Source organism: Pedobacter sp. TM02 (assembly GCF_059705275.1).
Genome location: NZ_AP046530.1, coordinates 3245583 through 3270911, shown reverse-complemented (window position 1 = coordinate 3270911; position 25329 = coordinate 3245583). Strand labels below are relative to the sequence as shown.

Below are 25329 nucleotides of genomic sequence, written 5' to 3'. Positions count from 1 at the left end.
TTTGGATTTATTCCAAATAAAAATACAAAATAAATTCAGCACTGAATTTTCTCTGGTCGGCTATTCGATTTTTGAAATAAAATCGGTTTCTTTAGCTTATCAACCAAATATTTATGGAAAATACCACGCAAAAATGGTCCACCTCGGAAAAGCTGGTTTTTAGATTCGCTTTCCTGTTGCTGGGCCTGTTCATGGTTTTCTTTAACAATGGAACCTTGCCCATGTTCTATGCAATCATGAAATATCCCTTATCGCTATTGCATGTTTTTATTCCCTGGCTGGGCAAGGCCTGGCTCAAACTTCCTTATCCGATTACAGAATTTACTAATGGCAGTGGCGATACCACGTATGATTATGTGGTTTTGCTCTGCGTGGCTGTTATGGCCGCTGTTGGAACGATTGTTTGGAGTATACTGGATTGGAACCGCACAAACTACAACCGCTTGTTCTATTGGCTCAGCGTAACCGTTCGGTTTTATGTGGGCATCATGCTCATTAATTACGGCATGGTAAAGATTGTCCAGCTGCAGTTCCCGGCACCAAACCTGTTTCGTTTGGTTACTACGTATGGCGAATCTTCGCCTATGGGCCTGGCCTGGACTTTCCTTGGTTTTTCTAAAGGTTATAATCTTTTTATGGGAGTAGCCGAAGTCTCGGCAGGTTTGCTGTTTTTTAGGAAGACGGTTACCTTAGGTGCCATTATTTCGCTCATGACTACGGCCAACGTGATGGCTGTAAACTATTTTTATGATGTACCGGTTAAGATCATTTCGACCGCTTTGGTGGTGATGTGTCTTTTTTTGTTGGCGCCGAATTTTGTGCGTTTGTTTAATTTTTTTGTGAGGGGGCATGGCACTACGCTGAGAACCCTAGCTTCGCCGGTGGTTGCAAAAAAATGGAAAAACATAGCAAAATATACCCTGAAATACCTTTTGATTGCTTTCGTAGTGTTCGGTAGCGTTTGGGAAGTGGTATCGTTAAGACCGGTGTACGGAAGGGATGCACCTAAATCTTTGCTGTATGGTGCCTATGAAGTGGAAACTTTTGTAAAAAACGGACAAACCATTCCAAAAGAAACAGAAAGGGCAGACCGTTGGAAGATGTTGCTGTTGGAGCGCCCTGGTGAGGCTGCCATTAAAATGCCCAATGGCGAATACAGCTATCCCTTCGCGCGCATCGATACGGCTAAAAGGAAAATGATATTCAGCACTTCGAAGGAGATGACTTCTCCGAGTACGCTGGATTATCGTTTGCCCGATTCTAACAAACTATGGCTAAAAGGTGTTTTGTTTGGCGATTCCGTAGAAATTACGCTGAAGAAAATGAGATTCGAGCTTACCGAACGCAAATTGAACTGGATTAACGAAAGGCCCTATAACCGATAAGAGTTTAAGCTGGCAGTTTATTGCTCTGCCAGCTGTTTTACTTTTTGAAGGGCTTTTGGCCAGGTGTTTTCAAAATATTCGATCATTTTTGCGTCAACACCGCTTAAATCCATTTCAATGAGCAGGTTTGTGGCACCATTGGTTTCTTTAAGCGTATAGTTTTCTTGCGCACCGGCCCATTGTTTGATCTGCTCGCTTTCATAGTCTTCAACACCGTTGTCATAACCGCCCAGGTGTTCGATAGATAGGAATTGGTTGGGTATATTGTCCACAATGCGCGAAACCATGCCACGGTTGCTGTTGTCAACAAACAAGACTTTGCTGCCTTTTTGCCAATCGGTTTCGGCGCGTGAGCCTTCGGCAAAGACAGCGGTCCAAAGCGGATAGCTGGCTGAGTCCCAAAGTACGTTCCAGACTTTTGAGGCGGGAGCATTAATTTCGACATTAAATTTCATCTTTTCCATGATTGTAGGTTTTGGTGAGGCTTGAGATATGAGATTTGAGACGTGAGATATGAGATTTGAGATGTGAGATTGGGAAGTTAGCTGTGGTGAATCGTAAAGGATCGCCGAGTTGGGTTACAAGTAAACCTGTTTTGCTCGTCCAAAGCGCCCCCTTAACTTCTTAAGGAATTAAACGTTGCACGGCGAGCTATCTTGGCAGTTTGCTAAAATCCATGTACAATACGCTCCAGCGGTGCCCATCGGGATCAATAAATCCGCCACCGTACATCCAGCCGTCTTTTTCGCCACCTTTGGCATAAATGCTTCCCCCGGCATCTTCGGCTTTTTGCAAGAGCGAATCAACTTCATCACGGCTTTCGGCATCGATAGAAAAAAGTACCTCGGTTCCGTTTTTAGGATCGGCGGTACGATCGTTGCAAAAACCTTCGAACAGCTCTTTGGTAAACAGCATGATAACGAATTTCTTGTCGCCAACAAGCAGAGAAGCCATGTTTTCGGTAACTGGCTGGTTCTGGTTAAGCGTAAATCCAATTTGGGTAAAAAAAGCCACCGAACGTTTAATGTTGTTAACGGGCAGGTTCAGCCATATTTCTTTGGTCATGATTTTTCTGTTTTAAGTTTCAATGCCTAAAGTTCAAAAAATCTTGGATAAGAAAGGCAGGCAGTATGAGACAAATTTAAGGTGCAAAGACGACAGCTTGATTGACAATTACGAATTACGATTGATAATTTGATTCAAGATCATTTAAATCTAAAATCGTCAATCTAAAATCGTCAATCTAAAATGGTACATCTCTTAGCCTAAAGCATGGTAGCAGGCCCGGCAACGGGGCTCGTAGCTTTCTTTTTCGCCCAACAGCACTTTGGCTTCGCTGGCCACGGTACGGTAAGAATATACCGCCGGACTGCCACATTGCATGCACACGGCGTTTACTTTGGTAACATGTTCGGCAATGGCCATGAGCGCTGGCATGGGGCCAAAAGGCTTGCCCAAAAAATCCATATCTAAACCTGCAATGACCACCCTGATACCTTTTAGCGCGAGTTTGTTGCAAACTTCGGGCAATTCGTCGTCAAAAAACTGCGCCTCGTCAATCCCAACCACTTGCGTGTTGGTACCCAAGAGCAGAATAGCCGAAGAGCTGTCGACAGGAGTAGAAGGAATCGAATTCAAATCGTGCGAAACCACGGCAGTTTCATCGTATCGGGTATCGGTTTTGGGTTTAAATATCTCTACGTTCAGCTTGGCAATTTGTGCGCGTTTCAATCTCCTGATCAATTCTTCCGTCTTTCCCGAAAACATGGAACCGCAAATTACTTCGATGCTCCCGCTAAATTCGCCTCTTCTAAAATTCTGCTCGCTGAATAACATTTGTAAAGGTATTTTAGCCAAATATAAAAGAATTTTATAGTACTTTTGATTGTCATTTACTAACATAAAACCTTCAATTTTTCGTTAAAAAGCTATGATGAAGCAGGAAGATCTTTTCAAGAAATTAGGACTGATACTAAACGAGCTAAACGATCAGTATCAGTTTTTGGCTCAAAACCCGCAACAGCTCAATGAGTTAGAGCTCGAGCTTTTCCATGCCAATGCCAATTTCTTAGCCGATCATGTGCAGATCATCAAAAAAATAAACCAGGCGCCGCAAACACCTTTGGCTATCCCACCGGCCAACGAAACAGTTGTTGAAACACCTCAAAGCGAAGAACTGGCCATTGGTAACGATGTGCAGGAAGCGCAGCAAATAGAGACCGTAGCTTTTGCCGAGGAAATCGCCGAAGCCCCTGTGGCCGAGCCGGAAGAAGAAGAAGTTGAGCCAGCCCCTGAGCCTAAGCTCGAAACCATAGAAAAAGAAATTTTTAAACTGGACAACGAGCCCTCAACTTTTGAGTTTATCCTTAACGACCACGCCGAGCATGAGCAGTTCGATTTTGAAGAGAAAAGCGTAGACGAGATTTTCGACCGACCATTAAGCGAGGAAGAAGAACGCATCCTGGCCCAAAAGAAAAAGCTGAGCCAGCAGGCAGCTGCAGAGGCACAAGCAATAGAATTGACGGAAACTGAAGAAGAGCCGGCCAACGAGGAGGAAGACGAAATTGGGCCAGAGCCATTTTTGGTGCACAAGGAGGAAGCAAAAGAAGAGTTTCCGATTGTTGCCGCCGATCTCGACCTTCAAGAAGCACCGGTTGCCGAAACCAAGGTCAATACTGCTGAACCAGTTGAAGACCCAAGCTATAAACCTACTTTAAACGATATCTTGGCCGGTAAGACAGCGTCAAGCAACATCAATACCAGCGCCAATACAACCGCCATTAAAGATTTGAAGCAAGCCATTAGCCTTAACGATAAATTGCTTTATATTAAAGATTTGTTTAATGGCTATAACCTGGCCTATGCCGAAGCCATTGATCTGGCCAATAAAATGCAGAGTTTCGAGGCTGCAGATGCATTTTTCCAAAAAAACTATGCCGTCAAAAACAACTGGGCCGAAAAACAAGCTACGGTTGATAAGTTTTACGCCCTGCTAAACCAGCGGTTTAAGGCTTAAGGTCATTGGTTATTCGTGGATTGGTTTATTGCAAGTCGTTGTGCCAGGCTGATTCAAAATCTCGCCTGTGGAAGATTCTGGCTTGACGCCATGAAAAATCTAATGTCTTAACCATCCAACCCTCGACCTTCCAACCTTCAACCCTAATCGCTTCAAGCTAGATGAAGCCCATCCGATTTGAATCGAGTTTGAGGAAGATGAACAAAAGAATGGTAAAGCTCCATAAAGAAGAGCCACCATAACTAATAAAAGGCAAGGGAATGCCAATTACGGGCATAATGCCGATGGCCATGCCGATATTGATAAACACGTGGAAGAAAATAATACAGGCCACGCAATAGCCGTACACCCTCGAAAAAGCAGAGCGTTGTCGTTCGGCAATATTGATAATGCGCAGCAAAAGAAAAACATAAAGCCCAATAACTACGAAGCAGCCAATAAAACCCCATTCTTCGCCAATGGTAGAGAAAATAAAATCGGTGCTTTTGGCAGGTACGTAGCCAAACTTGGTTTGGGTGCCCTCTAAATAGCCCCGGCCTTTAAACTGGCCAGCGCCGATGGCAATTTTAGATTGGATTACATTGTAGCCTACACCTTTATTATCGGTTTTAAGACCTAGAATAAGTTCTATACGCGCACGTTGGTGTGGCTGCAGTACATTGTTGAACAAGAATTTGGCTACAAACAAGTAACCCACAGCTATCAAGGTGATAACGGCAATGCTGATGATTTTTTGCTGGCGCTTTCTGTTGTAGTAGATAAATAGGCCACCCAAGGCCAGGATGCCGCCAATTAACAAAGCCGGACTTAAAAACAGATTCAGGATAAAAAGCAACACCATTCCCCAAAAAATGATCAACAAATAGCCCGGCAGGCCTTCGCGGTACAACGGGAACATAAACGACAGGAAAACCAGGGTAGAGCCCGCATCGGGTTGCAGCATGATGAGGGCCATAGGCAATACAATAATGGCCGCGCAGATCATAATCGGCCTAAGCGAATTGAGCTTGACGTTAAAAGTGCTGATATACCGTGCCAGGAGCAAAGCCGTACCAAATTTGGCAAATTCGGAAGGTTGCAAACGAAACGAACCGATTGGAATCCAGGCTTGATTGCCGCCAACGTTACGGCCAACACCCAATACCACGAGCAACAAAATCATGGTTACCCCGTAAATAATGGGTGCAAATACACTGAAAAACTTGGCATCAAATAACAGGATGGAGAAGCCTACCACCAAACCGGCAATCACAAAATACAATTGCTTGCCATAAATGGTGGCAAAGCTAAAATCCATTGGTCTGGCCGGGTCATAAACGCTGGCATAGATGCTTACGCAGCCAATGATGCACAAAGCCATATAAATGAGGATGGTTACCCAGTCTACATTAAAAAAGAAGCGGTTACTTTGTTGCTGCATTGTTCTTCGGCTTAATGGCTGTTTTGTTAAATGGGCTGTTATGGAGTATGGCTTGTTTTGGTGCCGCTTTTTTCAGGCTATCTGCCTGGTGCAGGCTATCGGTTTTATTGATTACTTTAGTGGCAGGTTTTGCGGCCTTGAGTTCTGGCAACAAATTAGTAGCCTTGTACATGTCGATGGTGCTGCCGTTAATCCTTCGCCCTGTTAACGTATCGGTTAGGTATTTTTCGGTAATGTAACTGGCAATTGGTGCGGCATAGGCGCCGCCGTAACCTCCATTTTCAACAATAACAGCAATGGCAATTTTCGGATTGTCGCGCGGGGCAAAGCCAATAAATACAGAGTGGTTTTTGCCACGGTTGTTTTGAACGGTACCCGTTTTGCCACACATGATGATATTCTGCAGGCGCGATTCGGTGGCAGTTCCCCATGAGCTGTTTACCGCGTCTTGCATGCCATCGATTACCGGATCAAAATACCTCGCATCAATGTCAACATAGTGTTTTTCCTTGTATTTAGGGTCGATGTGTCTATCGCTGCCGATGCCTTTGACCACATGTGGCTTGATGTAATAGCCCCGGTTGGCAATAATAGCCATGATGTTGGCCATTTGTAGGGGGGTAGTGGTAATTTCGCCCTGGCCAATAGCCACCGATAAAATAGTGGTATTGCCCCAGTATTTGCCGTGCATTTTGGTATAATCCTCTCTTCTGAAAAGCTTGTAGGCTTTTTCTGCCGGAAGATCGATGCCTAAAGTATCTCCAATGCCAAATTTGCGTACCATGTTCTGCCATTTTTCGTAGGTAGCTTGCTGACTGGCGCTCGAAGACCCGTTTTTGGTCATGAGTTTGGCAAAAATACTGTAGAAATAGGTGTTGCAAGAACGGGCAATTCCCCTTTTGAGGCTAATGTTGCCATCCACGTGTTCGCATTTGAATTTACGGTTACCTGCCCAGTAATAACCCGGACAATTGAAAGTGGTATTAATATCTACTACGCCTTGGCTCAAGGCAATCAGGGCGTCTAGGGGCTTAAAGGCCGAACCAGGAGAATACTTGCCCTGAAGCGGCCTGATGATAAAAGGCCGGTAAGGGTTTGCATAGAGCTCAAGGTAATTAGGACTAAAATTACCTCCCACAAGCTTGTTCGGATCGTAGCCTGGACTGCTGACAAAAGCCAGCACTTCGCCTGTGCTAGGCTCGATGGCTACTACGCTGCCTACCTTATTGGCCAATAGCTGCTCGCCCAGTTTTTGTATCCGGCTATCGATGGTCGATATCAGTTGGTCGCCAGATACTGCCATTGAATCAAGCTTGCCATTGGCATAGCTGCCTTGGGGTATATTTTTGGCATTATAAAGGATATTCTTTACGCCTTTAGTACCTCTTAGTACGGGTTCGTACTCACGTTCAATGCCGCTCTTGCCGATGTAATCGCCCGAACGATAGTAGCCACCATAACGTTCGATGTCTTTTGGGTTTACCTCTCGCAAATAACCCAAAAACTGTGCGGCTATGCTATCAGGATAGTACCTGATGGTGCGTTGTTGCACATAAAATCCTGGATAATTATAAATCTTTTCCTGTAGCGAAGCATAGGTTTCTACAGATAGCAATTTCTGGAAAATGGAAGCTTGGTACCTGGATTGGACTACTGCTTTGTGGAATTTCTTCCTGAAATCCTCCATGCTGATGCCAATTACATTGCAAAGCGAGAGTGTATCGAAGTCTTTGACTTCATTGGGCGTCACCAAAAGATCGTAGGTGGGTTGGTTTTGCGCCAATACCTTATTGTTGCGGTCCATAATCACTCCTCTTGCCGGATACACATAAAACCTGCGCAAGGCATTGTTATTGGCGCTTGTAAAATATTTGTCGGTTCCTACCTGGATATAGAACAGGTTGCCAAGCAAGATCAAGGCCAAGACGATAAAAAGGCCTTGGATAGTATATTTTCGGTTAAACAGCTGCTCCATTAGTTTGCCTTTCTGTTATGGAAAATAAATTCGACCAACAACACCAAAAAGAGCGTAAAAGCCACACTGATCAGGCAACGCACCAGGGTGTATGAAATTTCGTTCAGCTTAAAAGCCTCTAGGAAAAATACAACCAGGTGATGTGCTAAAATACATAGGATGGCGTAAATGCTGAACCATTTGAAGCCCATATTGCCTAAAGAAGGCTCGGGCTCGTCAAAGGCATCACGGGTAACACTGACCGATATAAAGAGGATGCGCACAAAAGCCAAGGCCACACAGGCCGAAGTGTGTACGCCAAGCGTATCATAAAAAGCATCGAGGGTTAATCCGGTGCCAAAAGCGATCAAAAACAGCAGGAAGTTGGGGATGCCAAATGGCAATACCAATAAAAACAAGACATAAACGAATGGGGTAGAAAGGTTGTAAAAACCCATGTTGCGCAACAGGAAAATCTGTACGAACAAAAGTACAAACCATCTGAAAATGTTAATGAATATGGTTCTACTGTTCATTGGGCAAATTGCTTTCTAAGGTTTTTTGTTCTTTGGCCAAGCGGTCTTTCACAACGTAAACATATTGCAACGTACTGAAATCATTAAAGAGTACGATCTCTAACGGCATAAAGCTGTCGCCACTGGCCACGCGTGTTTTGCTGATGCGGCCTACTTCTATGCCCCTGGGGAAATCGCCGGCACCCGAAGTAATAATGGTGTCGCGCAGGTTTACCTTGATGTGGTTAGGGATTTCCTTCACATAGGCCTTTCTAAAATCAAAATTGCCATCTCCCCATACCAAAGAACCAAATACGTTGTTTTTCTTTAAGGTTACGCTAATCGAAGTGCCTTTGTGCAATAAGGAACGGATAGTGGCAAAGTTTGGCGAAACATCCTGTACAAAACCAACCACACCCTTATTGGGCGAAATAACAGCCATATCCTTTTCAATGCCGCTTAAGCTGCCCCGGTTAATGGTAATGATGTTATTGCGGCTGGTAATGGAATTTTTGATCACTTTGGCCGCTACTAAAGTATATTGCTCGTTGTTGGCACTGTCTTTAACCTTGGTGGTTTGGCTGCTGTCGATGTTTTTGAGGGCAATCAGCTCGGTTCTGAGCTTGGCGTTTTCCTGCGCCAGACTATCGTTTACCTGTCCAAGGTTCAGGTATCTTTTCAGTACGTTTAAACGCTCGTAGGCGCTGCCAACCACTTCGTTTGTAGAATTAAGCGCAATACTTCGTTGGTAGGCATTGTTTTTTAGGGTTAATACGATGCCCGCCGCAAAGAAAATAATGAAAAAGAAGAATGCGTTGTATTTACTGATAAAAAGCCAAAGGTTACGCATTGCTAGTAAGATATTAGATGTGAGATATCAGATACGAGTTTGGTGTTGTCTCAAATCTCACATCTAATATCTCACATCTTTGATTATTGCATTAAGAATTTAAAGTTGCCAATGTTTTTCAGGGCAATGCCGGTGCCGCGTACTACGGCACGAAGCGGATCTTCGGCTACGTGTACCGGCAGTTTGGTTTTGGCCGCCACACGTTTGTCCAGGCCGCGCAATAGCGCACCACCACCGGTTAAATAGATACCGGTTTGGTAAATGTCGGCCGAAAGCTCAGGTGGTGTAATCTCCAGGGCCTTTAAAATCGCTTCTTCTATTTTCGAAATCGATTTATCCAAACAGTGCGCAATTTCGGTATACGAAACGGTAATCTGTTTAGGTACGCCGGTCATCAAATCTCTGCCCTGAACGGCAAAATCTGCCGGCGGGTCGGAAAGCTCTGGCAAGGCCGCGCCAACTTCGATCTTGATTTTTTCCGCGGTACGATCGCCGATCATGATGTTGTGCTGGCGACGGATGTAATTCACAATGTCAGAGTCGAAGTTGTCTCCCGCAACGCGGATAGACTGGTCGCAAACAATACCCGAAAGCGCAATAACCGCAATTTCGGTTGTTCCGCCACCGATATCGATGATCATGTTGCCCATGGGTTCTTCTACGTCGATGCCGATACCCACCGCGGCAGCCATTGGTTCGTGAATCAGGTAAACTTCTTTGGCGCCTGCAATTTCGGCACTGTCTCTAACCGCCCGTTTTTCTACCTCGGTAATACCCGACGGAATACAGATCACCATTCTTAGCGAAGGGAACATCCAGCCTTTGCCGCCGTTCAACATGCGGATCATGCCTTTGATCATGGCTTCTGCTGCATTAAAGTCGGCAATTACACCGTCCTTTAAAGGTCTTACCGTTCTGATGTTGTCGTGGGTTTTGCCTTCCATCTGCATGGCTTGTCTGCCAATGGCGATGATTTTGTTAGTCTGCCTGTCGAAGGCAACGATAGAAGGTTCGTCAACTACTACTTTGTCGTTATGTATGATGAGGGTGTTTGCGGTGCCTAAATCTATAGCTACCTCTTGTGTAAACCAATTAAATAAACCCATTTATGTCGTATATTATCTTATGCTTGTTAATGTATACTATTTCAAATGTAAAAATAGTCTTTTTATTATATTTTAATCTAAAAAATCCTTGACACCAGGTATTTATTTTGTTCAAAATCGTTTGAAAATCAATATCCTGTGTTCAGGGATTAAAAAGGCGCTTGCGAAGCGTAGAAGACTTCGCAAGTGTTGTATTGGTTAATGTTTAAAGTGCCTTACGCCCGTTGTTACCATGGCAATGCCTTTTTGGTTGGCCATCTCCACCGAATCCTTGTCTTTGATCGAACCGCCTGGTTGCAATACGGCAACAATTCCGGCTTCGGCTGCTAATTCTACGCAGTCTGGGAAAGGGAAGAAGGCATCCGAGGCCATTACGGCACCATTCAAATCGAAGCCAAATGAATTGGCTTTTACAACGGCCTGCTTCAAGGCATCCACCCTCGAGGTCTGTCCAACGCCACTCGCCAAAAGCACATTGTTTTTAACGAAAACGATGGTGTTCGATTTGGTATGCTTTACAATTTTGTTGGCAAAGATCAAATCCTGGATCGATTCGGCGCTAGGCGCTTTTTCGGTAACGGTAGTCATTTGCTCGGCACCTTCCAAGCTCAGGTCTTTGTCTTGCTCAATAACGCCGTTCAATAAGGTTTTGAATTGCTTGTTGCTCAATTCAACCTCGTTTCTTTGCAAAATCACCCTGTTTTTCTTTTCCCTGAACAGTTCTACAGCTTCGGGCTGGTAAGAAGGGGCAATCAGCACTTCGAAGAACAGGTTGTTGATGGCCGTAGCGGTAGCCAGGTCTATTTCGCGGTTGGCAATCAGTACGCCGCCAAAGGCCGAAACCGGATCGCAGGCCAGTGCATCGATCCAGGCCTGTAAAATGGTTGGTCGCGAAGCCACGCCACAGGCATTGGTGTGTTTTAAAATGGCGAAAGTAGGCTCGGTAAATTCGTCGATTAAGCTTACTGCGGCATCCACGTCAACCAGGTTGTTGTAGCTCAGTTCCTTGCCGTTCAGCTTGGTAAACATTTCTTCCAGATTGCCGTAAAAAGTACCTTGCTGATGTGGGTTTTCGCCGTAGCGCAAAGTTTGGGCCTGTGCAATGCTTTGTTTAAACACGTTTAAAGGCTCCTCGTTGTTGAAATAGTTGAAGATGGCTGTATCGTAATGCGAAGAAGTATGGAAAGCCTTTTTGGCATAAGCCTTACGCTGCGCCAAGGTAGTGCTGTTGTTTTGTTCCTGTAATTGCTGCAATAAGGTGCCGTAATCTGCTTTCGAGGCAATGATTACCACATCGTTGAAGTTTTTGGCCGCCGCGCGGATCAGCGAAATGCCACCGATATCGATTTTCTCGATAATTTCTTCGTCGGTTCCGCCAGCTTTTACGGTTTCCTCAAAAGGGTAAAGGTCAACAATGACCAAATCTATTTCCGGAATTTCGTATTGGGTAATTTGTTCTTGGTCGGCAGTTAGGCCCCTGCGGTTTAAGATGCCCCCAAATACCTTCGGGTGCAGGGTTTTTACGCGGCCACCCAAAATAGAAGGGTAGCTGGTCAGGTCTTCTACCGCCGTTACCGGCAATCCCAGATCCTTGATAAATTGCTCGGTGCCACCTGTAGAAAATAAGGTAACGCCCTGCTCGGCTAAATGTTGGACTAATGGCGCTAAACCATCTTTATAATATACTGAAATTAAAGCGTTTTTGATCTTTACTGGCTGGCTCATTGAAGGGTATTGTTTTAAGCCGCAAAGTTAAGAAAACTTGGGTGTTTTTTGAAGGTGTTTTTGAATAAAATTGAGAAGCCGTAAAAAGACGTTTTTAGCGCTATTGAGTCAGTTGGCTTACATAGCCAAACCATTCCAGATCGGCATGGCTTTGGCAGAGGTGGGTTTGACCTTCCCTCAGCAGGTAAAGCTGGTCGCCGAGTTCCACAATGTGCTGGTAATAATGGTCGGTAATGATAAAGCCCTTGCGTGGTTTCGCGGCTAGGATCAGTTCCTTTATCTTTTCGATGTGCAAAGGCATGACGTTCGAAAAAGGCTCGTCGAGCATAGAGAACTGCGATTCGGATTGTACAATGAGGTACACTTCCAGCAGGCGCCGCTGGCCTCCGGAAAGCTGGCCTACTTTGGCGCCATTCCTGCCAACAAATTCGGGGAAAGCCGCTTCGAAATCGGCAAATGCCAGTCCAAAGTCGTTAAATACCCTTTTTAAAGCGAGGGAAGCGGGCACAAAGTTGAATTGGGGCAAATAGGTGAGGAGGTCGGGTCTTTTAAAAGCTTGCGGCATGCTCTTGCCGTTAAATCTTACCGAACGGATATCGGCTTTGAGCGATCCGTAGATGATGTTCATCAGGCAGGATTTGCCCTCGCCGTTACGGCCCAGCAGGCCGGTAACCCTATTGGTTTCGCAGTTAAGGTAAACGCCCCGCAGTATTTTTCGGGTGCCAAAAGAGAGTTCTATGCCATCGGCTTCCAGTTTGTGCATCATTTGGCTAATGTCATTAGGGCTACAAACCACAAGAAATCGAAGCCCAAGGTAACGCTCCAGAGCAGTTTTTTTGAAATGCCCAAATTTTGGTAATAAACAAATTCCTTTCTTTTGCGGATATTAACGGCGTAGAAGAAAATGGCCATGGTAAGGACCTTGTACCAGCAAATGGCCGGAATGGCCCGGTTGCCTAAGGCATGGTAAAGGTACATGCAACTCAGGCTGATGAGCAGCCCCGCAAAGAAATGGCTGAGGTAAAAAGTATAGAGCGACCTGATGGTTTTGAACATAGGTCAAGATAATGATGATTTGCCTGGTTGGCAAATCATTTTTTGATCTTTTTGATGATGCTTTCTACAATGCGCGGATAATGCAGGTGTTCCAGTTGCTGACCTTTGAACTTGATCATTTCAAGGTTGTCGTCCTTATCGATGCGGTATTTGGCCTGGTAAATATATTCGCCTTCGTCGTAGTGCTCGTTCACGTAGTGGATGGTGATGCCTCCTTCGGTTTCCTTGGCTTCCATTACGGCTTGGTGTACGTGGTCGCCATACATGCCTTTTCCGCCAAACTTTGGCAAAATGGCGGGATGGATATTGATGATCCTGCCCGGATATTCCTGCAATAGGTTTTTGGGGATGAGCCATAAAAAGCCAGCCAGCACAATCAGGTCGATATCGAGGTTTTTGAGCAGGTCGAGGATATTGTCGGTTTTGTAAAACTCTTGCTTGTCGAAAATATGCGAAGGTATTTCAAAGCTGTCGGCGCGCTGCAATACATAGGCATCCGGATTGTTGGTCAATACCAAGGCAACTTCCACTTCCGTATTGCGCTTAAAGTGCTCCATTATCTTTTGCGCATTCGATCCTGAACCCGAAGCAAAAATTGCGATCCTTTTTTTCATTTAATGTTTGAAGTCGTTTAATAAACGGCAGGGTTTTGGGGATATGCCCTAGCCGGTTCCTTAGTTTTTTAACATTCGCCGAACAAAAACTAAACCAAACCTGGTCGGTTTGCTGATTTTTGCCCCGAAATCCCGATGTTTTTCCAAAAATAGCATTTTACCCCTTTAAAGAAATAGTTTTGTCGTTTTTTTTAAATGGCTTAACTTTAGGGTAATATAAATGCGTTCCCAGGCTTGTTTTTGGCAAGTGATTAAAAAGTAGGAGTTTAAATAAAAAATATTTTCAAAACCATTTTGGAATTTTAAAACAATAACTCTATATTTGCAGTCCGAAATAATAAAAATAGCAAAAAGGCTGAAAAAGAATGGCAAATCATAAATCGTCTTTAAAGAGAATTAGAGCAAACGCAGCAAAACGTCTACGTAACAGATATCAAGCAAAAACTACACGTACTTTCATCAAAAGATTGCGTGCTGCTGAAGATAAAAAAACTGGTTTAGAGTTATTACCTAAGGTAGTATCTATGCTAGATCGTTTGGCCAAGAAAAATGTAATCCACAAAAACAAGGCTTCTAACAATAAATCCAAATTAACGAAATTCGTTAACGGTTTAAAATAGTCGCTTTTTTTTAACTATATTAGAGCGGTGTAGCCTATGCTATACCGCTTTTTTTATGAAAAAAATCTTCGCTTTCGTTTTTTTTCTATCCCTATTTAGCCAACTCAATGCCCAGCACCGTTTTTCCGTTCGGGGCAAAATCAACAACTACGCCGGTAAGGTTTACCTCTACTACGGCAAAAAAGATTCGGTATATACCACAAACGGAAGCTTCCTGTTTAAGGGAAAGGTAAGCATTCCTACCTATGCCTATATTGCTGTTCCCTTTGCTAAACCGGTAGGTCTTACGCCTTTTTGGATCGATGCTGGCCAAACTATCCTCCAATTGGATACGGCCTCTTTTAAAAACAACAGGTTTAGCGGATTGGATGTAAAAGGAAAAATCATTCAGGCTGGGCATGCCCACCAAGTGATCGATTCGGTTACGAAGCAGTTTTCTAAAATCATCCAGTCGCCAATTGCCGACGACGAAAAGAAAAAGAACATCCGACAGGGCGTAGCCGAACTGTTGAGTCAATACCCTAATTCTATGATTTCGCTTTATATTTTGAGCGGATATCAGCAATATTTTGATAACGACGAACTGCAGCAGGTCTATGCTTCGTTAAGTCCAACACTAAAAACAACCAGTTATGCCTTGGCGATCAAGAACAATAACATCAAGCCCGTTGATGTGGTTGTGGGCCAGAAAATAGCCGATTTCGAACAGCGCAACCAGTTTGGACATCCGGTTTCGGTTAGCGATTTTAAGGGCAAGTACCTGCTGGTTGATTTTTGGGCATCGTGGTGCGTGCCTTGCAGACAAGAAAACCCAACGGTAGTGAAGGCCTACCAGCAATATAAAAATCGTGGATTTGAAATTTTAAGTGTTTCTTTGGACGACAACAAAAAGGCATGGCTTAAGGCTATCAAAGCCGATGGTTTAAAATGGACACATGTTTCTGATTTGGGGGGCTGGGAAAATACGGTTTCGAGGATGTTCAACATACGGAGCGTTCCGAGCAACATCTTGATAGACGGTAACGGGATAGTTTTGGCCACCAACCTCCGCGGAGAAGAACTCGACAAAAAACTGGCGGAAGTTTTTGGCGGAACGAAATAGGTGTCATGAAAAAGAATGAGCAAAAACTAGGCATCAAAGCCTGGGCAGAAGCCGATCGCCCCAGAGAGAAGCTCGCGGCCAAAGGCCGTAAGCAATTAACAGATGCCGAATTGATTGCCATCCTGGTTGGATCGGGCAACAAAACCGAAACGGCTGTCGACCTGAGCAAGCGCATTCTCAGGTTTTACCACAACGACCTGGCCCGATTGGCAAAAGTTGAAATCAAAGAACTGTCCAGGTTTAATGGCATTGGCGAGGCCAAAGCTATTGCCATTATTGCAGCGCTCGAATTGGGCAGGCGGCGCAAGGAAGCCGTAGCCGATAGGCCAAGAAAGGTTGTTTCTTCCCAAGATGCCTTTGCCGTAATGCAGGGCGAACTGTCGGATCTGCCACACGAAGAATTTTGGATTTTGCTGCTTAACCGTGCCCATTTTGTCATTGGCACTCAATTAGTGAGCAAAGGAGGTTTTTCGGGTACGGTGGTCGATCCGAAAGTGGTTTTCAAGATTGCTTTTGAACATAAGGCTTCTTCCATAATTCTGGCCCATAACCATCCTTCGGGCAATCTCAAGCCGAGTACATCAGATATTGAAATTACCCAGAAGCTAGTTGCCGCAGGCTTGGTGCTTGAACTGCCGGTTATTGATCACCTGATCATCGCCGATAATTCTTTCATGAGCTTAGCCGACGAAGGTTATATGTAGTTCGTTGGCTGAATTAGGCGGTTAGTCGTTAGGTTATTGGGTTATGAGTAGCTTATGGGTTTCTTTTCCTAATCGACAGCTTGTTTTTATGTTGCTCGAAAAAGCTTCAACTCAACCTGTAGTTTATCAACTATCAACCATTGACTATCGCCGCGCAACACTAATTTAACATAGTATTCGTAATTTAGGGGCATGATGAGAAAAACCTTAGCCGTGTTGTTTGTTGGCCTGTGTGTGGCTACGGCAACTTTTGCCCAGAAAAATCAGCCGATCAATATCATTACCTATAACATCAGGCTCAATTTAGCTTCTGATGGCATTAACGCATGGCCCAACCGAAAAGACAATGTAAAAGCCCTGGTTCGTTTTTACGATACCGATATTCTTTGCGTACAAGAGGCGCTACCCGAGCAGTTCGACGATTTGTTGGCCAATTCCAATTTTGATGCGGTAGGTGTAGGTCGCGACGATGGCAAGCGCAAAGGCGAGTTTTCGGCAGTATATTTTAACAAAAACCGTTTCGTGAAAAAAGACGGCGGTACTTTTTGGCTGTCAACCACGCCCGATGTGCCAAGCAAAGGCTGGGATGCCGCCCTGAACCGAATCTGTTCGTGGGTAAAACTGTACGATAAGGCCAATAAAAAAGAATTTCTGGTTTTCAACACGCATTACGACCATGTGGGCGTGCAGGCGAGGATCGAATCGGCTAAGTTGCTCAAGAAGAAAATACAGGAAATTGCGCCAACGCTGCCTGTGGTTTTTACCGGCGACTTGAACGTAACGCCCGAAACAGAAGCCATCGCTACCATCAAATCGTTTTTAACAGATACCAAAGACATTTCCGTTGAGCCACCTTATGGGCCAACCGGTACCTTCAACGCGTTTAAATGGGATAGCCCTCTAAAAGACAAAATAGATTACGTATTTGTAAACAAGGCTTTCAAGGTGCAAAAGTTTGCGGTATTATCCGACAGCAAAGACCAACGTTATTACTCAGATCACTTGCCTGTTTTTGTAAGGCTTTATTTTTAGGTGCTGGTTTTGGGCAGATTCTTATGGCTTGGCTTTCCGGTCCAGTTCGCATTAGGCGGTAGGCTCTATCACTGGCATTACCTGCTCGAAACGCTGGCTTTTATAGTCGGTATTCGGGTTTATTATTACCTGCGGAAAGGCGTAAAAGACCCGATTTCGGATGAGAACCGCCTGTGGATTATGCTGGGCGCAATGCTTGGGGCGCTAGTGGGCTCAAGGCTGATTGCCATTTTGGAAACCCCAGACCAACTGCCTCACCTTACCTTTAGCATTTTGTATGCCAGCAAAACCATTGCGGGTGGCTTGTTGGGTGGACTTTTGGGCGTAGAGCTCATCAAAAAGTTTATCGGGGTACGAGTTGCCTCTGGCGATTTATATGTAATCCCGATTTTAACAGCCCTGTTTATTGGTCGCATTGGCTGTTTTTTAATGGGCGTAGCCGAACCTACCTATGGCATAGAGACCCGGTTTTGGATGGGAATGGATTTGGGCGACGGAATCAAAAGACATCCGGTGGCACTTTATGAAATGATCTATTTGGTGCTGTTGTTCGCTTTGTTCCTAAGTATACGTCATAAAGAAATGCGCAATGGCGATAGATTTAAACTCTTCATGGTGCTTTATTTCCTGTATCGATTTCTGGTCGAGTTTTTAAAACCCTATCAGCCCTTGTTTTTAGAATTGAGCAGCATTCATTGGTCGGCTCTATTTATATTCCTATATTACTATAAGTTTTTGATCCGAATGTGCAAGGCAGCTTTTGCCGAGAACCCAATTAGCCCATGAAAACAAGAGATTACATCTATTACGACTATACGAAAAGCCTTTGCCCCGAATGCCTGATGCTTTGCGATGCCAAGATCATTTTTCAGGATGCTAAAGTATTTATGCTTAAAAACTGTCGCACGCATGGCGAAAGCAAGGTCATGATTGCCGATGATGTGGAATATTACAAGCAGATCAGGAACTATAACAAGCAGTCGGAAATGCCTTTGAAGTTTAACACCAAAGTGCATTATGGCTGCCCCTACGATTGTGGGTTGTGTACCGACCACGAACAGCATTCGTGCCTGACCGTTGTTGAGGTAACCGACCGTTGCAACCTGAGCTGTCCAACCTGTTATGCCATGTCGTCGCCACATTACGGCAGGCACCGTACTTTGGCAGAAATCGATAAGATGCTCGATGTGGTGGTGACCAATGAAGGCGAGCCCGATGTGGTGCAGCTTTCGGGCGGCGAGCCCACCGTGCATCCCGATTTTTTTGCCATCCTCGATCTGGCCAAAACCAAGCCCATCAAACACCTGATGGTCAACACCAACGGAATCCGCCTAGCCAAAGACATTGGTTTTGTAGAGAAGCTGGCCAGCTATATGCCCGATTTCGAAATCTATCTGCAGTTTGATAGTTTCAGTCCCGAAGTGCTTACGCAATTAAGGGGCGAAGACCTGACCGAGGTGAGAAGAAAGGCCATCGACCACCTCAACCAATTCAATGTGTCTACTACCTTGGTGGTTACTTTGCAAAAAGGCCTTAACGATCACGAAATTGGTGATATTCTGGCGTATGCCCTCAAACAAAAATGCGTAAGGGGCGTCACTTTTCAGCCTACCCAGGTTGCCGGTCGTAACGACAATTACAACGATCAGGCCGGTCGGATTACCTTAACCGAAGTACGCCGCAAAATTTACGAACAGTCTATTTTTACCCCTCAAGACCTGATTCCGGTACCTTGTAACCCTGATGCGCTGTGTATGGCCTATGCCTTAAAAATAGATGATGATGTTATCCCGATGACCAACCTGATCAACCCGGAAGACTTGCTCAACAATTCGAAAAATACAATCGTGTTTGAGCATGATGAGAAACTGAAAGAACACATGATCAATTTGTTCAGTACCGGTGTTTCGGTCGATTGTGCCGAAGGTACGTTTGGCGAACTGATGTGCTGTTTGCCAAGGGTGCAGGCCGATGGCTTAAAGTACGACAACCTGTTTCGAATCATCATTATGAATTTTATGGATCCATTGGATTTTGATGTGCGCGCCGTAAAGAAATCCTGTGTCCACATTGTGAGCGATAAATACAAGATGGTGCCTTTCGAAACCATGAATATTTTTTACCGCGATCATAAAATTGATGCGATCAGGCAAAAATTGACACCAATTGATTAACTTTAAGCTATGGACGGAATAATTGTATTATCCTTACTGTATTGGGCCTTCACAGGGATACTTTTCTTGGTTGGTTTGATCATGGTCATTGCAAAATCTTCCAGCAGTCAGCCCGTTAAGCCGGGTTTGAGGCTCATCATCATTTCCGTAATTATGGTAGTGGTTGGCGCCGGTGCCTGTGCAGCCATTCTCAGTGGCATTGGTGGCGGCATGCATTGATTTTTTCTTTGTCAAACTATTCGCCTGCCTTTCTGCTTTCGGCATTAAATAATATCTTTGCGTTTTAATAGCAAAGTATTGCATAGCGAGAATTGAGAGGTGCGAAAAACCTCACGCTACATGCAATGCGCCATACTCGATACTGAAACATGAAAATATCATACAACTGGCTCAAGCAATTTATACAAACCGATAAAACGCCACAGGAAATCTCGCTTATTTTAACCAATATTGGTTTAGAGGTAGAGAGCCTTGAAAAAGTGCAGCCTGTTTTGGGCGGCTTAGAGGGTTTGGCCATTGGCCAGGTAGTTGAATGCGTCCAGCATCCCAACGCCGATCGTTTGCGCGTAACCAAGGTTGACGTCGGTACCGGCGAATGGCTGCAAATTGTATGTGGTGCGCCAAATGTGGCAGCCGGACAAAAGGTAGTAGTAGCTACGGTGGGCACAACCGTTTATCCCAACGAAGGCGAGCCTTTTAAAATCAACAAATCTAAAATCAGGGGCGAAGAGTCGGCCGGTATGATTTGTGCCGAAGACGAGATCGGTTTGGGCGCTTCACATGCCGGTATCATGGTATTGCCAGAAGATACTGCAATTGGGATCGCTGCCAAGTCGTATTTCAAGATGGAAGATGATTTCATGTTCGAAATCGGATTAACACCAAACCGCGCCGATGCCGCTTCGCATTTGGGCGTGGCCAGGGATTTGGCGGCTTACTTGCGTACTTCTTACCAAATGCCTGATGTTTCGGCCTTTAAAACCGACAACGAATCGTTAAAGATCGAGGTAACGGTAGAGGATACCGAAGCTTGTCCGCGTTACAGCAGCGTTACCATTAGCGGCGTAACCGTTAAGGCATCGCCCGATTGGCTAAAAGACAAATTAAAAGTAATCGGTATCCGACCGATCAATAATATCGTAGACGTTACCAATTATGTGCTGCACGAGTTGGGCCAGCCTTTGCACGCCTTTGATGCCGACCAAATTGACGGCAAGCAAGTCATCGTAAAACAATGCCCTGAAGGCACGCCGTTTGTAACGCTTGATGATGTGGAGCGCAAGCTTTCGGCCGAAGACCTGATGATTTGCAGTGCCACCAAGCCGATGTGCATTGCCGGCGTATTTGGCGGCAAGAATTCTGGCGTAAGCGAGCAAACCACCAATATCTTCTTAGAAAGTGCCTATTTCAATTCGGTATCGGTTCGTAAAACTTCAAAAAGACATGGCTTAAAAACCGATGCTTCTTTCCGTTTCGAGCGCGGTACAGATCCAGAAATTACGGTAACGGCGCTTAAGCGTGCGGCTTTGCTGATCAAGGAAGTAGCTGGTGGAGAGATTTCTTCGGCCATTGCTGATATTTATCCCGCTCCTGCACAGCCATTCGATGTAGAGGTGACTTATGAAGGCATCATTGCTTTGATCGGACAGGACATTCCGACCACCGAAATCAAAGCCATCATTGTGGCCCTGGGCATTACCGTTGCGGCAGAAACCGAAAAAGGCCTGAGCCTAAAAGTGCCGGCCTACAAGGTAGACGTAACCCGCGAATGCGACATTACCGAAGAGGTATTGCGTATTTATGGCTACGACAATATTGTTATTCCTACCAAGGTAAATGCTTCATTAGCCTATACCGCCAAGCCAAATAAAGAAAATATCCAGAACCTGATTGCCGATATGCTTACTGCAAACGGCTTTTTAGAAATCTGGTGCAATTCGCTTACCCGTTCGGCCTTTTCTAAAAAGCCAGAAGAAGCCGTACAGATTTTAAATCCGTTGAGCTCCGACTTGAACGTCATGCGTCAAAGTTTGTTGCAGCCGGCTTTGGAAAGCGTGGTGTACAATCAGAACCGCAGAAATGCCGATCTGAAATGCTACGAGTTTGGCAAAACCTATCATTTAATTCATGGCGAGTATATAGAGCGTCCGCGTTTGCTGGTATTGGTTACTGGCAGCAAGCAAAGCGAACAATGGAACCAAAACGATGGTCCTTCTACTTTTTACAACTTGAAGGCAGCCGTAGATGCCATTATTGGCCGTTTGGGCATTGCCAATTTCCAATCGGAAGAAATTAGAGACGAAAATTTTGCTTACGGACTGAAATATTTCAGAGGCGCACAAACCCTGGTTTCGTTTGGCGCAGCCACGCTGGCCGATAGAAAACAAGCCGGAACCGACAAGGAAGTGTTTTATGCCGATTTTGATTGGGCTGGATTGTTGGATGCGGTTCGCAAAAACAAGATCATCAACAAAGAAGTTCCGAAATACCCATCGGTAAGAAGGGATTTGTCGATGCTGGTCGACAAAAAGGTTACTTTCGACGAGTTAAAGACAATTGCCTTTAAAACAGAGAAGAAATTGATCAAGCAGGTGCAGGTATTTGACGTGTACGAAGGCGACAAGCTTCCGGAAGGCAAAAAGTCGTACGCCCTGAACTTTACGCTGCAAGACGAGGAGCAAACCTTAACCGATAAGCAAATCGATGCGGTGATGCAAAAGATTATAGCTAACTTAGTCCAAAACGCAAAAGCAGAAATTAGATAATAAAGAAATGATGGAATGATCGCATGAAGGAATGAAAGAATGGAGAGCTAAGTTTTTTAATCGGAACGTCCACATTCAATCACTCGAAATTCTTTCATTCAATAATTAAAACTTAAAAGCATGTCTTCAGTTGCCGACCAATTAAATAACGTATTGCTCAAAACAGCTCGCCTTATCGAGCTCTGCAATGCCCTGCAAGAAGAAAATGAACTTTTAAAGTTAGAAAACAAGCACGTAAAGGCCACGTTAGACCGAGCTAAAATTAACGAAGCCGACCTTACCGAAAAGCTGCGCGTGCTCAAATTAGCGAAGAGTATTGAAGGCACAAGTGAAAAGACACTTGATATAAAGCAAAAAATTAACGAATTTGTGCGTGAAATTGATAAGTGTGTGGTGTTGCTAAAAAAATAGCGGCGCAAAAAATTGAAACAAAGCTTAAAAAATGGGAGAAATCTCGATTAAAATAACTATTTCCGACCGTATTTACCCCCTAAAGGTAAACATGGAAGAAGAAGAGATCGTGAGGCGGGCTGCTAAGATTATCAACGAGCGCATAAAAGACTATCAAGAAAATTATGCGGTTAGAGATAAACAAGATCTGCTTTCGATGGCGGTGTTGCATTATGCAACGGCGGTGTTGAGAACAGAACATAAAGTCCAGAATCAAGATACTGCCGTTGCCGAGAAGGTGGAGGAGTTGGATAGTTTGCTAAACGGATTTTTCGCTAAATAAAAACGTTCTTATAACGGCCTTAATTGAAGCTGCAACTTCAAGCGGGAGCCGTATAAGCTAATAGAATTTGGCCGTAGCTAAATTTTTATGTTTCAATGTTTCCTGGCTATCTTTTTTCGGCTTTTGCCGGTAGATGAAAGCAGGCATGCACGGACATAATAATTAAGTTACGGTTTTTTTATAAACAAAAAACGATGGAATCATGAAGCTTAAAGGATGGCTCCATCACCAATTAAAAACTAAACATAAACAATGGAAATACTAGGGATAACAGGATGCGTGCTGGCCAGCTTGATTGTTGGTATAGCAATTGGCAGATACCTGTTGCGGAACCTGCTTAAACAACAAGAGGTAGCCGCGCAAAGCAAAGCGAAGAAAATACTGAAAGATGCAGAGAGCCAAGCCGAAATCATGAAGAAAGACCGACTGCTGGAGGCCAAGGAAAAATTCCTGCAGCTGAAGGCAGAACACGAACAACAGGTAAATGCACGCAATAACGAGGTAAACCAACGCGAAAACGGCATCAAGCAAAAAGAACAATCGTTAAACCAAAAGCTCGAAAACGCCAACCGCAAAGAGCAGGAGCTTGATAACCAACGTAACAACCTGGAAAAACAAACGGCCTTGGCTCTTAAAAAACAGGAAGAAGTAGATGTGTTGAAGCAACAACACGTAAAGCAACTAGAAACCATTGCCGGTTTAAGCGCCGAAGAAGCCAAGAACCAGCTGGTAGAAAATATGAAATCAGAAGCCCGTTCGCAGGCCCTGATGCAGGTAAAAGACATTGTTGACGAAGCCAAGCTCACTGCCAGCAAAGAGGCTAAGAAAGTGGTTATCCAAACCATTCAGCGTACGGCAGCCGAAGCAGCCATCGAGAACTCGGTATCTATTTTCCATATTGATAACGACGAAATCAAAGGCCGTGTAATTGGCAGGGAAGGCAGAAACATCCGTGCATTGGAAGCGGCAACAGGGATCGAAATTATTGTTGATGATACCCCAGAGGCCATTATCCTATCTGGATTTGATCCGGTAAGAAGAGAGATTGCCCGATTGGCGCTACACCGCTTGGTAACCGACGGCCGTATACATCCGGCCCGTATTGAAGAGGTCGTAGCCAAAACCAAGAAACAAATCGAAGACGAAATCGTAGAAATCGGCGAGCGTACGGTAATTGATTTGGGCATCCATGGTTTGCACCCTGAGCTGATCAGGATGGTAGGCCGCATGCGTTACCGTTCTTCGTACGGACAAAACCTGTTGCACCACTCGCGCGAAGTGGCTAATTTCTGTGCCACCATGGCGGCAGAGTTGGGCTTGAATGCCAAGTTGGCCAAACGTGCCGGCTTATTGCACGATATAGGTAAAGTGCCTGATGATAATCCGGAATTGCCACACGCTATTTTGGGTATGCAACTGGCCGAAAAATATAAGGAACACCCAGAGGTGTGCAACGCCATTGGCGCCCACCACGACGAGATCGAGATGACTTCTATGATTTCGCCGATCATCCAGGCCTGCGACTCGATTTCGGGTGCACGTCCGGGCGCACGTCGCGAAGTAGTGGAAAGCTATATCAAACGTTTAAAAGAACTGGAAGAACTGGCGCTTTCTTACCCAGGCGTAGAAAAAACCTTTGCCATCCAGGCAGGTAGAGAGCTAAGGGTAGTGGTAGAAAGCGAAAGGGTAACCGATCAGCAAGCTGAACTGTTGGCAGCCGATATCTCTAACCGCATCCAAACCGAAATGACCTATCCGGGCCAGATCAAGGTTACGGTAATCAGGGAAACCCGCTCGGTAGCCTTTGCCAAATAACAGTGCATTGGTAGCTGAGCAAGCTAAATTATTTAAAAAGCGGTAGATTGTCTACCGCTTTTTTTATTTTTATAGACTAAAACCATCGAAAAATTGAGCTGGCTAGGTCTTATGGCTGTAGCAGAGCTTAATCTAAGCCTTGGTTGAAAAAATAAGCAACATGGAAAAACTAGCTAAACGTCCGGTCGACATCTATTTTGATAAATATGGCGAGAGCCATCAAAACCATACCAACGAACTAATCCACTGGATCTGTGTTCCCTTAATTGTATTCAGCCTATTGGGCTTGGTATGGCAAATCCCCTTTCCGCATCTGGATTTTCTGGGCCAGTATAACGGCTATTTCAATTGGGCCTCTTTTCTGATTGCCTTTGCCATGTATTATTACTTCACCTTGTCGCCGGTGCTGTTCTTTTTAATGATCTGGATTATCGGACTGATGAGCTATGGCATTGTAAAGCTGGAGCATTGGCAAACGGCGGGCGGACCGGCAGCCTGGCTGGTATTCGCCATCATTTTCGTGGTAGCCTGGATTGGGCAGTTTATTGGCCATAAAATAGAAGGCAAAAAGCCCTCGTTTTTAGATGATGTTAAGTTTTTGTTAATCGGCCCGATTTGGTTGTTGCATTTTGTTTGTAAAAAAGTAGGGCTAAAATATTGATATGGCGGCCATTTAACAATTAGTTAACCTTTGCATAAACGAATGGTAATTTGGCGCTAACATAGAGCTAACATTGTGGTAA

Annotated in this window: 26 protein-coding genes; 14 read left to right on the top strand and 12 right to left on the bottom strand. The window is 44.7% G+C overall.

Features of this window, described 5'->3' with window-relative positions; translation table 11 throughout:
* Window positions 1–113 precede the first annotated feature (113 nt).
* Window positions 114–1385 carry a hypothetical protein gene (locus AC6H1S_RS13930; RefSeq protein WP_497563985.1) on the top strand — a complete coding sequence of 424 codons (1272 nt, stop codon included), beginning with the start codon at window positions 114–116 and terminating at the stop codon, window positions 1383–1385.
* A 17-nt stretch (window positions 1386–1402) separates the two neighbouring features.
* On the opposite strand, the gene AC6H1S_RS13925 is transcribed toward AC6H1S_RS13930, so the two are convergent.
* The 3 genes from AC6H1S_RS13925 to AC6H1S_RS13915 form a co-directional block, all read right to left on the bottom strand.
* Window positions 1403–1849, bottom strand: a complete 447-nt coding sequence (locus tag AC6H1S_RS13925) for an SRPBCC family protein (RefSeq protein ID WP_199139776.1) — start codon at window positions 1847–1849, stop codon at window positions 1403–1405.
* A gap of 187 nt (window positions 1850–2036) precedes the next feature.
* Window positions 2037–2450: a VOC family protein gene (locus AC6H1S_RS13920; RefSeq protein ID WP_199139774.1), complete on the bottom strand. Its 414-nt coding sequence runs from the start codon at window positions 2448–2450 to the stop codon at window positions 2037–2039.
* A gap of 195 nt (window positions 2451–2645) precedes the next feature.
* Entirely contained in the window at window positions 2646–3221 is a 576-nt protein-coding gene (locus AC6H1S_RS13915) for a thymidine kinase (protein ID WP_199139772.1), read from the bottom strand.
* Window positions 3222–3315: 94 nt separating this feature from the next.
* On the opposite strand from AC6H1S_RS13915, the gene AC6H1S_RS13910 reads away from it, so the two are divergent.
* The gene (locus AC6H1S_RS13910; protein ID WP_497563984.1) at window positions 3316–4401 is read left to right on the top strand and encodes a DUF8457 domain-containing protein; all 1086 of its coding nucleotides are present in this window, start codon (window positions 3316–3318) and stop codon (window positions 4399–4401) included.
* A 157-nt stretch (window positions 4402–4558) separates the two neighbouring features.
* On the opposite strand, the gene rodA is transcribed toward AC6H1S_RS13910, so the two are convergent.
* The 9 genes from rodA to purN all read right to left on the bottom strand — a co-directional run bounded on the left by rodA (window position 4559) and on the right by purN (window position 13641).
* On the bottom strand, window positions 4559–5821 hold the full coding sequence (gene rodA / locus AC6H1S_RS13905; protein ID WP_497563983.1) for a rod shape-determining protein RodA: 1263 nt from the start codon (window positions 5819–5821) through the stop codon (window positions 4559–4561).
* Window positions 5805–7796: a penicillin-binding protein 2 gene (gene mrdA / locus AC6H1S_RS13900; RefSeq protein WP_497563982.1), complete on the bottom strand. Its 1992-nt coding sequence runs from the start codon at window positions 7794–7796 to the stop codon at window positions 5805–5807. Before mrdA ends, rodA begins: the two co-directional genes overlap by 17 nt.
* Window positions 7796–8311, bottom strand: coding sequence for a rod shape-determining protein MreD (locus tag AC6H1S_RS13895; RefSeq protein WP_199139764.1), 516 nt, complete (start codon window positions 8309–8311; stop codon window positions 7796–7798). Before AC6H1S_RS13895 ends, mrdA begins: the two co-directional genes overlap by 1 nt.
* A complete protein-coding gene (gene mreC, locus AC6H1S_RS13890; RefSeq protein ID WP_199139762.1) occupies window positions 8301–9140 on the bottom strand; it encodes a rod shape-determining protein MreC in 840 nt (279 codons plus the stop codon). The genes AC6H1S_RS13895 and mreC overlap by 11 nt, the downstream gene beginning before the upstream one ends.
* Before the next feature lie 83 nt (window positions 9141–9223).
* Window positions 9224–10246 (bottom strand): rod shape-determining protein, encoded by a 1023-nt coding sequence (locus AC6H1S_RS13885; protein WP_055132282.1) that lies wholly within the window; start codon window positions 10244–10246, stop codon window positions 9224–9226.
* A 198-nt stretch (window positions 10247–10444) separates the two neighbouring features.
* Window positions 10445–11971: a bifunctional phosphoribosylaminoimidazolecarboxamide formyltransferase/IMP cyclohydrolase gene (gene purH / locus AC6H1S_RS13880; protein WP_497563981.1), complete on the bottom strand. Its 1527-nt coding sequence runs from the start codon at window positions 11969–11971 to the stop codon at window positions 10445–10447.
* 100 nt (window positions 11972–12071) lie between these two features.
* Entirely contained in the window at window positions 12072–12737 is a 666-nt protein-coding gene (locus AC6H1S_RS13875) for an ATP-binding cassette domain-containing protein (protein WP_497563980.1), read from the bottom strand.
* Window positions 12734–13027 (bottom strand): hypothetical protein, encoded by a 294-nt coding sequence (locus tag AC6H1S_RS13870; protein ID WP_199139748.1) that lies wholly within the window; start codon window positions 13025–13027, stop codon window positions 12734–12736. The genes AC6H1S_RS13875 and AC6H1S_RS13870 overlap by 4 nt, the downstream gene beginning before the upstream one ends.
* A gap of 35 nt (window positions 13028–13062) precedes the next feature.
* Window positions 13063–13641 (bottom strand): phosphoribosylglycinamide formyltransferase, encoded by a 579-nt coding sequence (purN, locus tag AC6H1S_RS13865; RefSeq protein WP_497563979.1) that lies wholly within the window; start codon window positions 13639–13641, stop codon window positions 13063–13065.
* A 365-nt stretch (window positions 13642–14006) separates the two neighbouring features.
* Here purN and rpsT point away from each other — a divergent pair, with 365 nt between their 5' ends.
* The 12 genes from rpsT to AC6H1S_RS13805 all read left to right on the top strand — a co-directional run bounded on the left by rpsT (window position 14007) and on the right by AC6H1S_RS13805 (window position 25247).
* Window positions 14007–14261 (top strand): 30S ribosomal protein S20, encoded by a 255-nt coding sequence (gene rpsT, locus AC6H1S_RS13860; protein WP_199139746.1) that lies wholly within the window; start codon window positions 14007–14009, stop codon window positions 14259–14261.
* A 55-nt stretch (window positions 14262–14316) separates the two neighbouring features.
* Window positions 14317–15363: a redoxin domain-containing protein gene (locus AC6H1S_RS13855; RefSeq protein WP_497563978.1), complete on the top strand. Its 1047-nt coding sequence runs from the start codon at window positions 14317–14319 to the stop codon at window positions 15361–15363.
* A gap of 5 nt (window positions 15364–15368) precedes the next feature.
* Window positions 15369–16067, top strand: coding sequence for a RadC family protein (gene radC, locus AC6H1S_RS13850; protein ID WP_497563977.1), 699 nt, complete (start codon window positions 15369–15371; stop codon window positions 16065–16067).
* Between the two features lie 192 nt (window positions 16068–16259).
* Complete coding sequence (locus tag AC6H1S_RS13845) at window positions 16260–17099, top strand: endonuclease/exonuclease/phosphatase family protein (protein WP_497563976.1); 840 nt, start codon at window positions 16260–16262, stop codon at window positions 17097–17099.
* Between the two features lie 9 nt (window positions 17100–17108).
* Complete coding sequence (locus AC6H1S_RS13840) at window positions 17109–17885, top strand: prolipoprotein diacylglyceryl transferase (protein WP_497563975.1); 777 nt, start codon at window positions 17109–17111, stop codon at window positions 17883–17885.
* Complete coding sequence (locus tag AC6H1S_RS13835) at window positions 17882–19273, top strand: radical SAM protein (protein WP_497563974.1); 1392 nt, start codon at window positions 17882–17884, stop codon at window positions 19271–19273. Before AC6H1S_RS13840 ends, AC6H1S_RS13835 begins: the two co-directional genes overlap by 4 nt.
* A 9-nt stretch (window positions 19274–19282) precedes the next feature.
* Window positions 19283–19492: a hypothetical protein gene (locus AC6H1S_RS13830; protein ID WP_199139738.1), complete on the top strand. Its 210-nt coding sequence runs from the start codon at window positions 19283–19285 to the stop codon at window positions 19490–19492.
* A gap of 149 nt (window positions 19493–19641) precedes the next feature.
* A complete protein-coding gene (gene pheT / locus AC6H1S_RS13825; RefSeq protein ID WP_497563973.1) occupies window positions 19642–22038 on the top strand; it encodes a phenylalanine--tRNA ligase subunit beta in 2397 nt (798 codons plus the stop codon).
* A 120-nt stretch (window positions 22039–22158) separates the two neighbouring features.
* The gene (locus tag AC6H1S_RS13820; RefSeq protein ID WP_199139734.1) at window positions 22159–22449 is read left to right on the top strand and encodes a hypothetical protein; all 291 of its coding nucleotides are present in this window, start codon (window positions 22159–22161) and stop codon (window positions 22447–22449) included.
* Between the two features lie 31 nt (window positions 22450–22480).
* Window positions 22481–22771: a cell division protein ZapA gene (locus AC6H1S_RS13815; RefSeq protein ID WP_173272232.1), complete on the top strand. Its 291-nt coding sequence runs from the start codon at window positions 22481–22483 to the stop codon at window positions 22769–22771.
* Window positions 22772–23023: 252 nt separating this feature from the next.
* The gene (rny, locus tag AC6H1S_RS13810) at window positions 23024–24586 is read left to right on the top strand and encodes a ribonuclease Y (RefSeq protein ID WP_199139732.1); all 1563 of its coding nucleotides are present in this window, start codon (window positions 23024–23026) and stop codon (window positions 24584–24586) included.
* Between the two features lie 160 nt (window positions 24587–24746).
* A complete protein-coding gene (locus tag AC6H1S_RS13805; RefSeq protein WP_199139730.1) occupies window positions 24747–25247 on the top strand; it encodes an Mpo1 family 2-hydroxy fatty acid dioxygenase in 501 nt (166 codons plus the stop codon).
* Window positions 25248–25329: the final 82 nt, after the last annotated feature.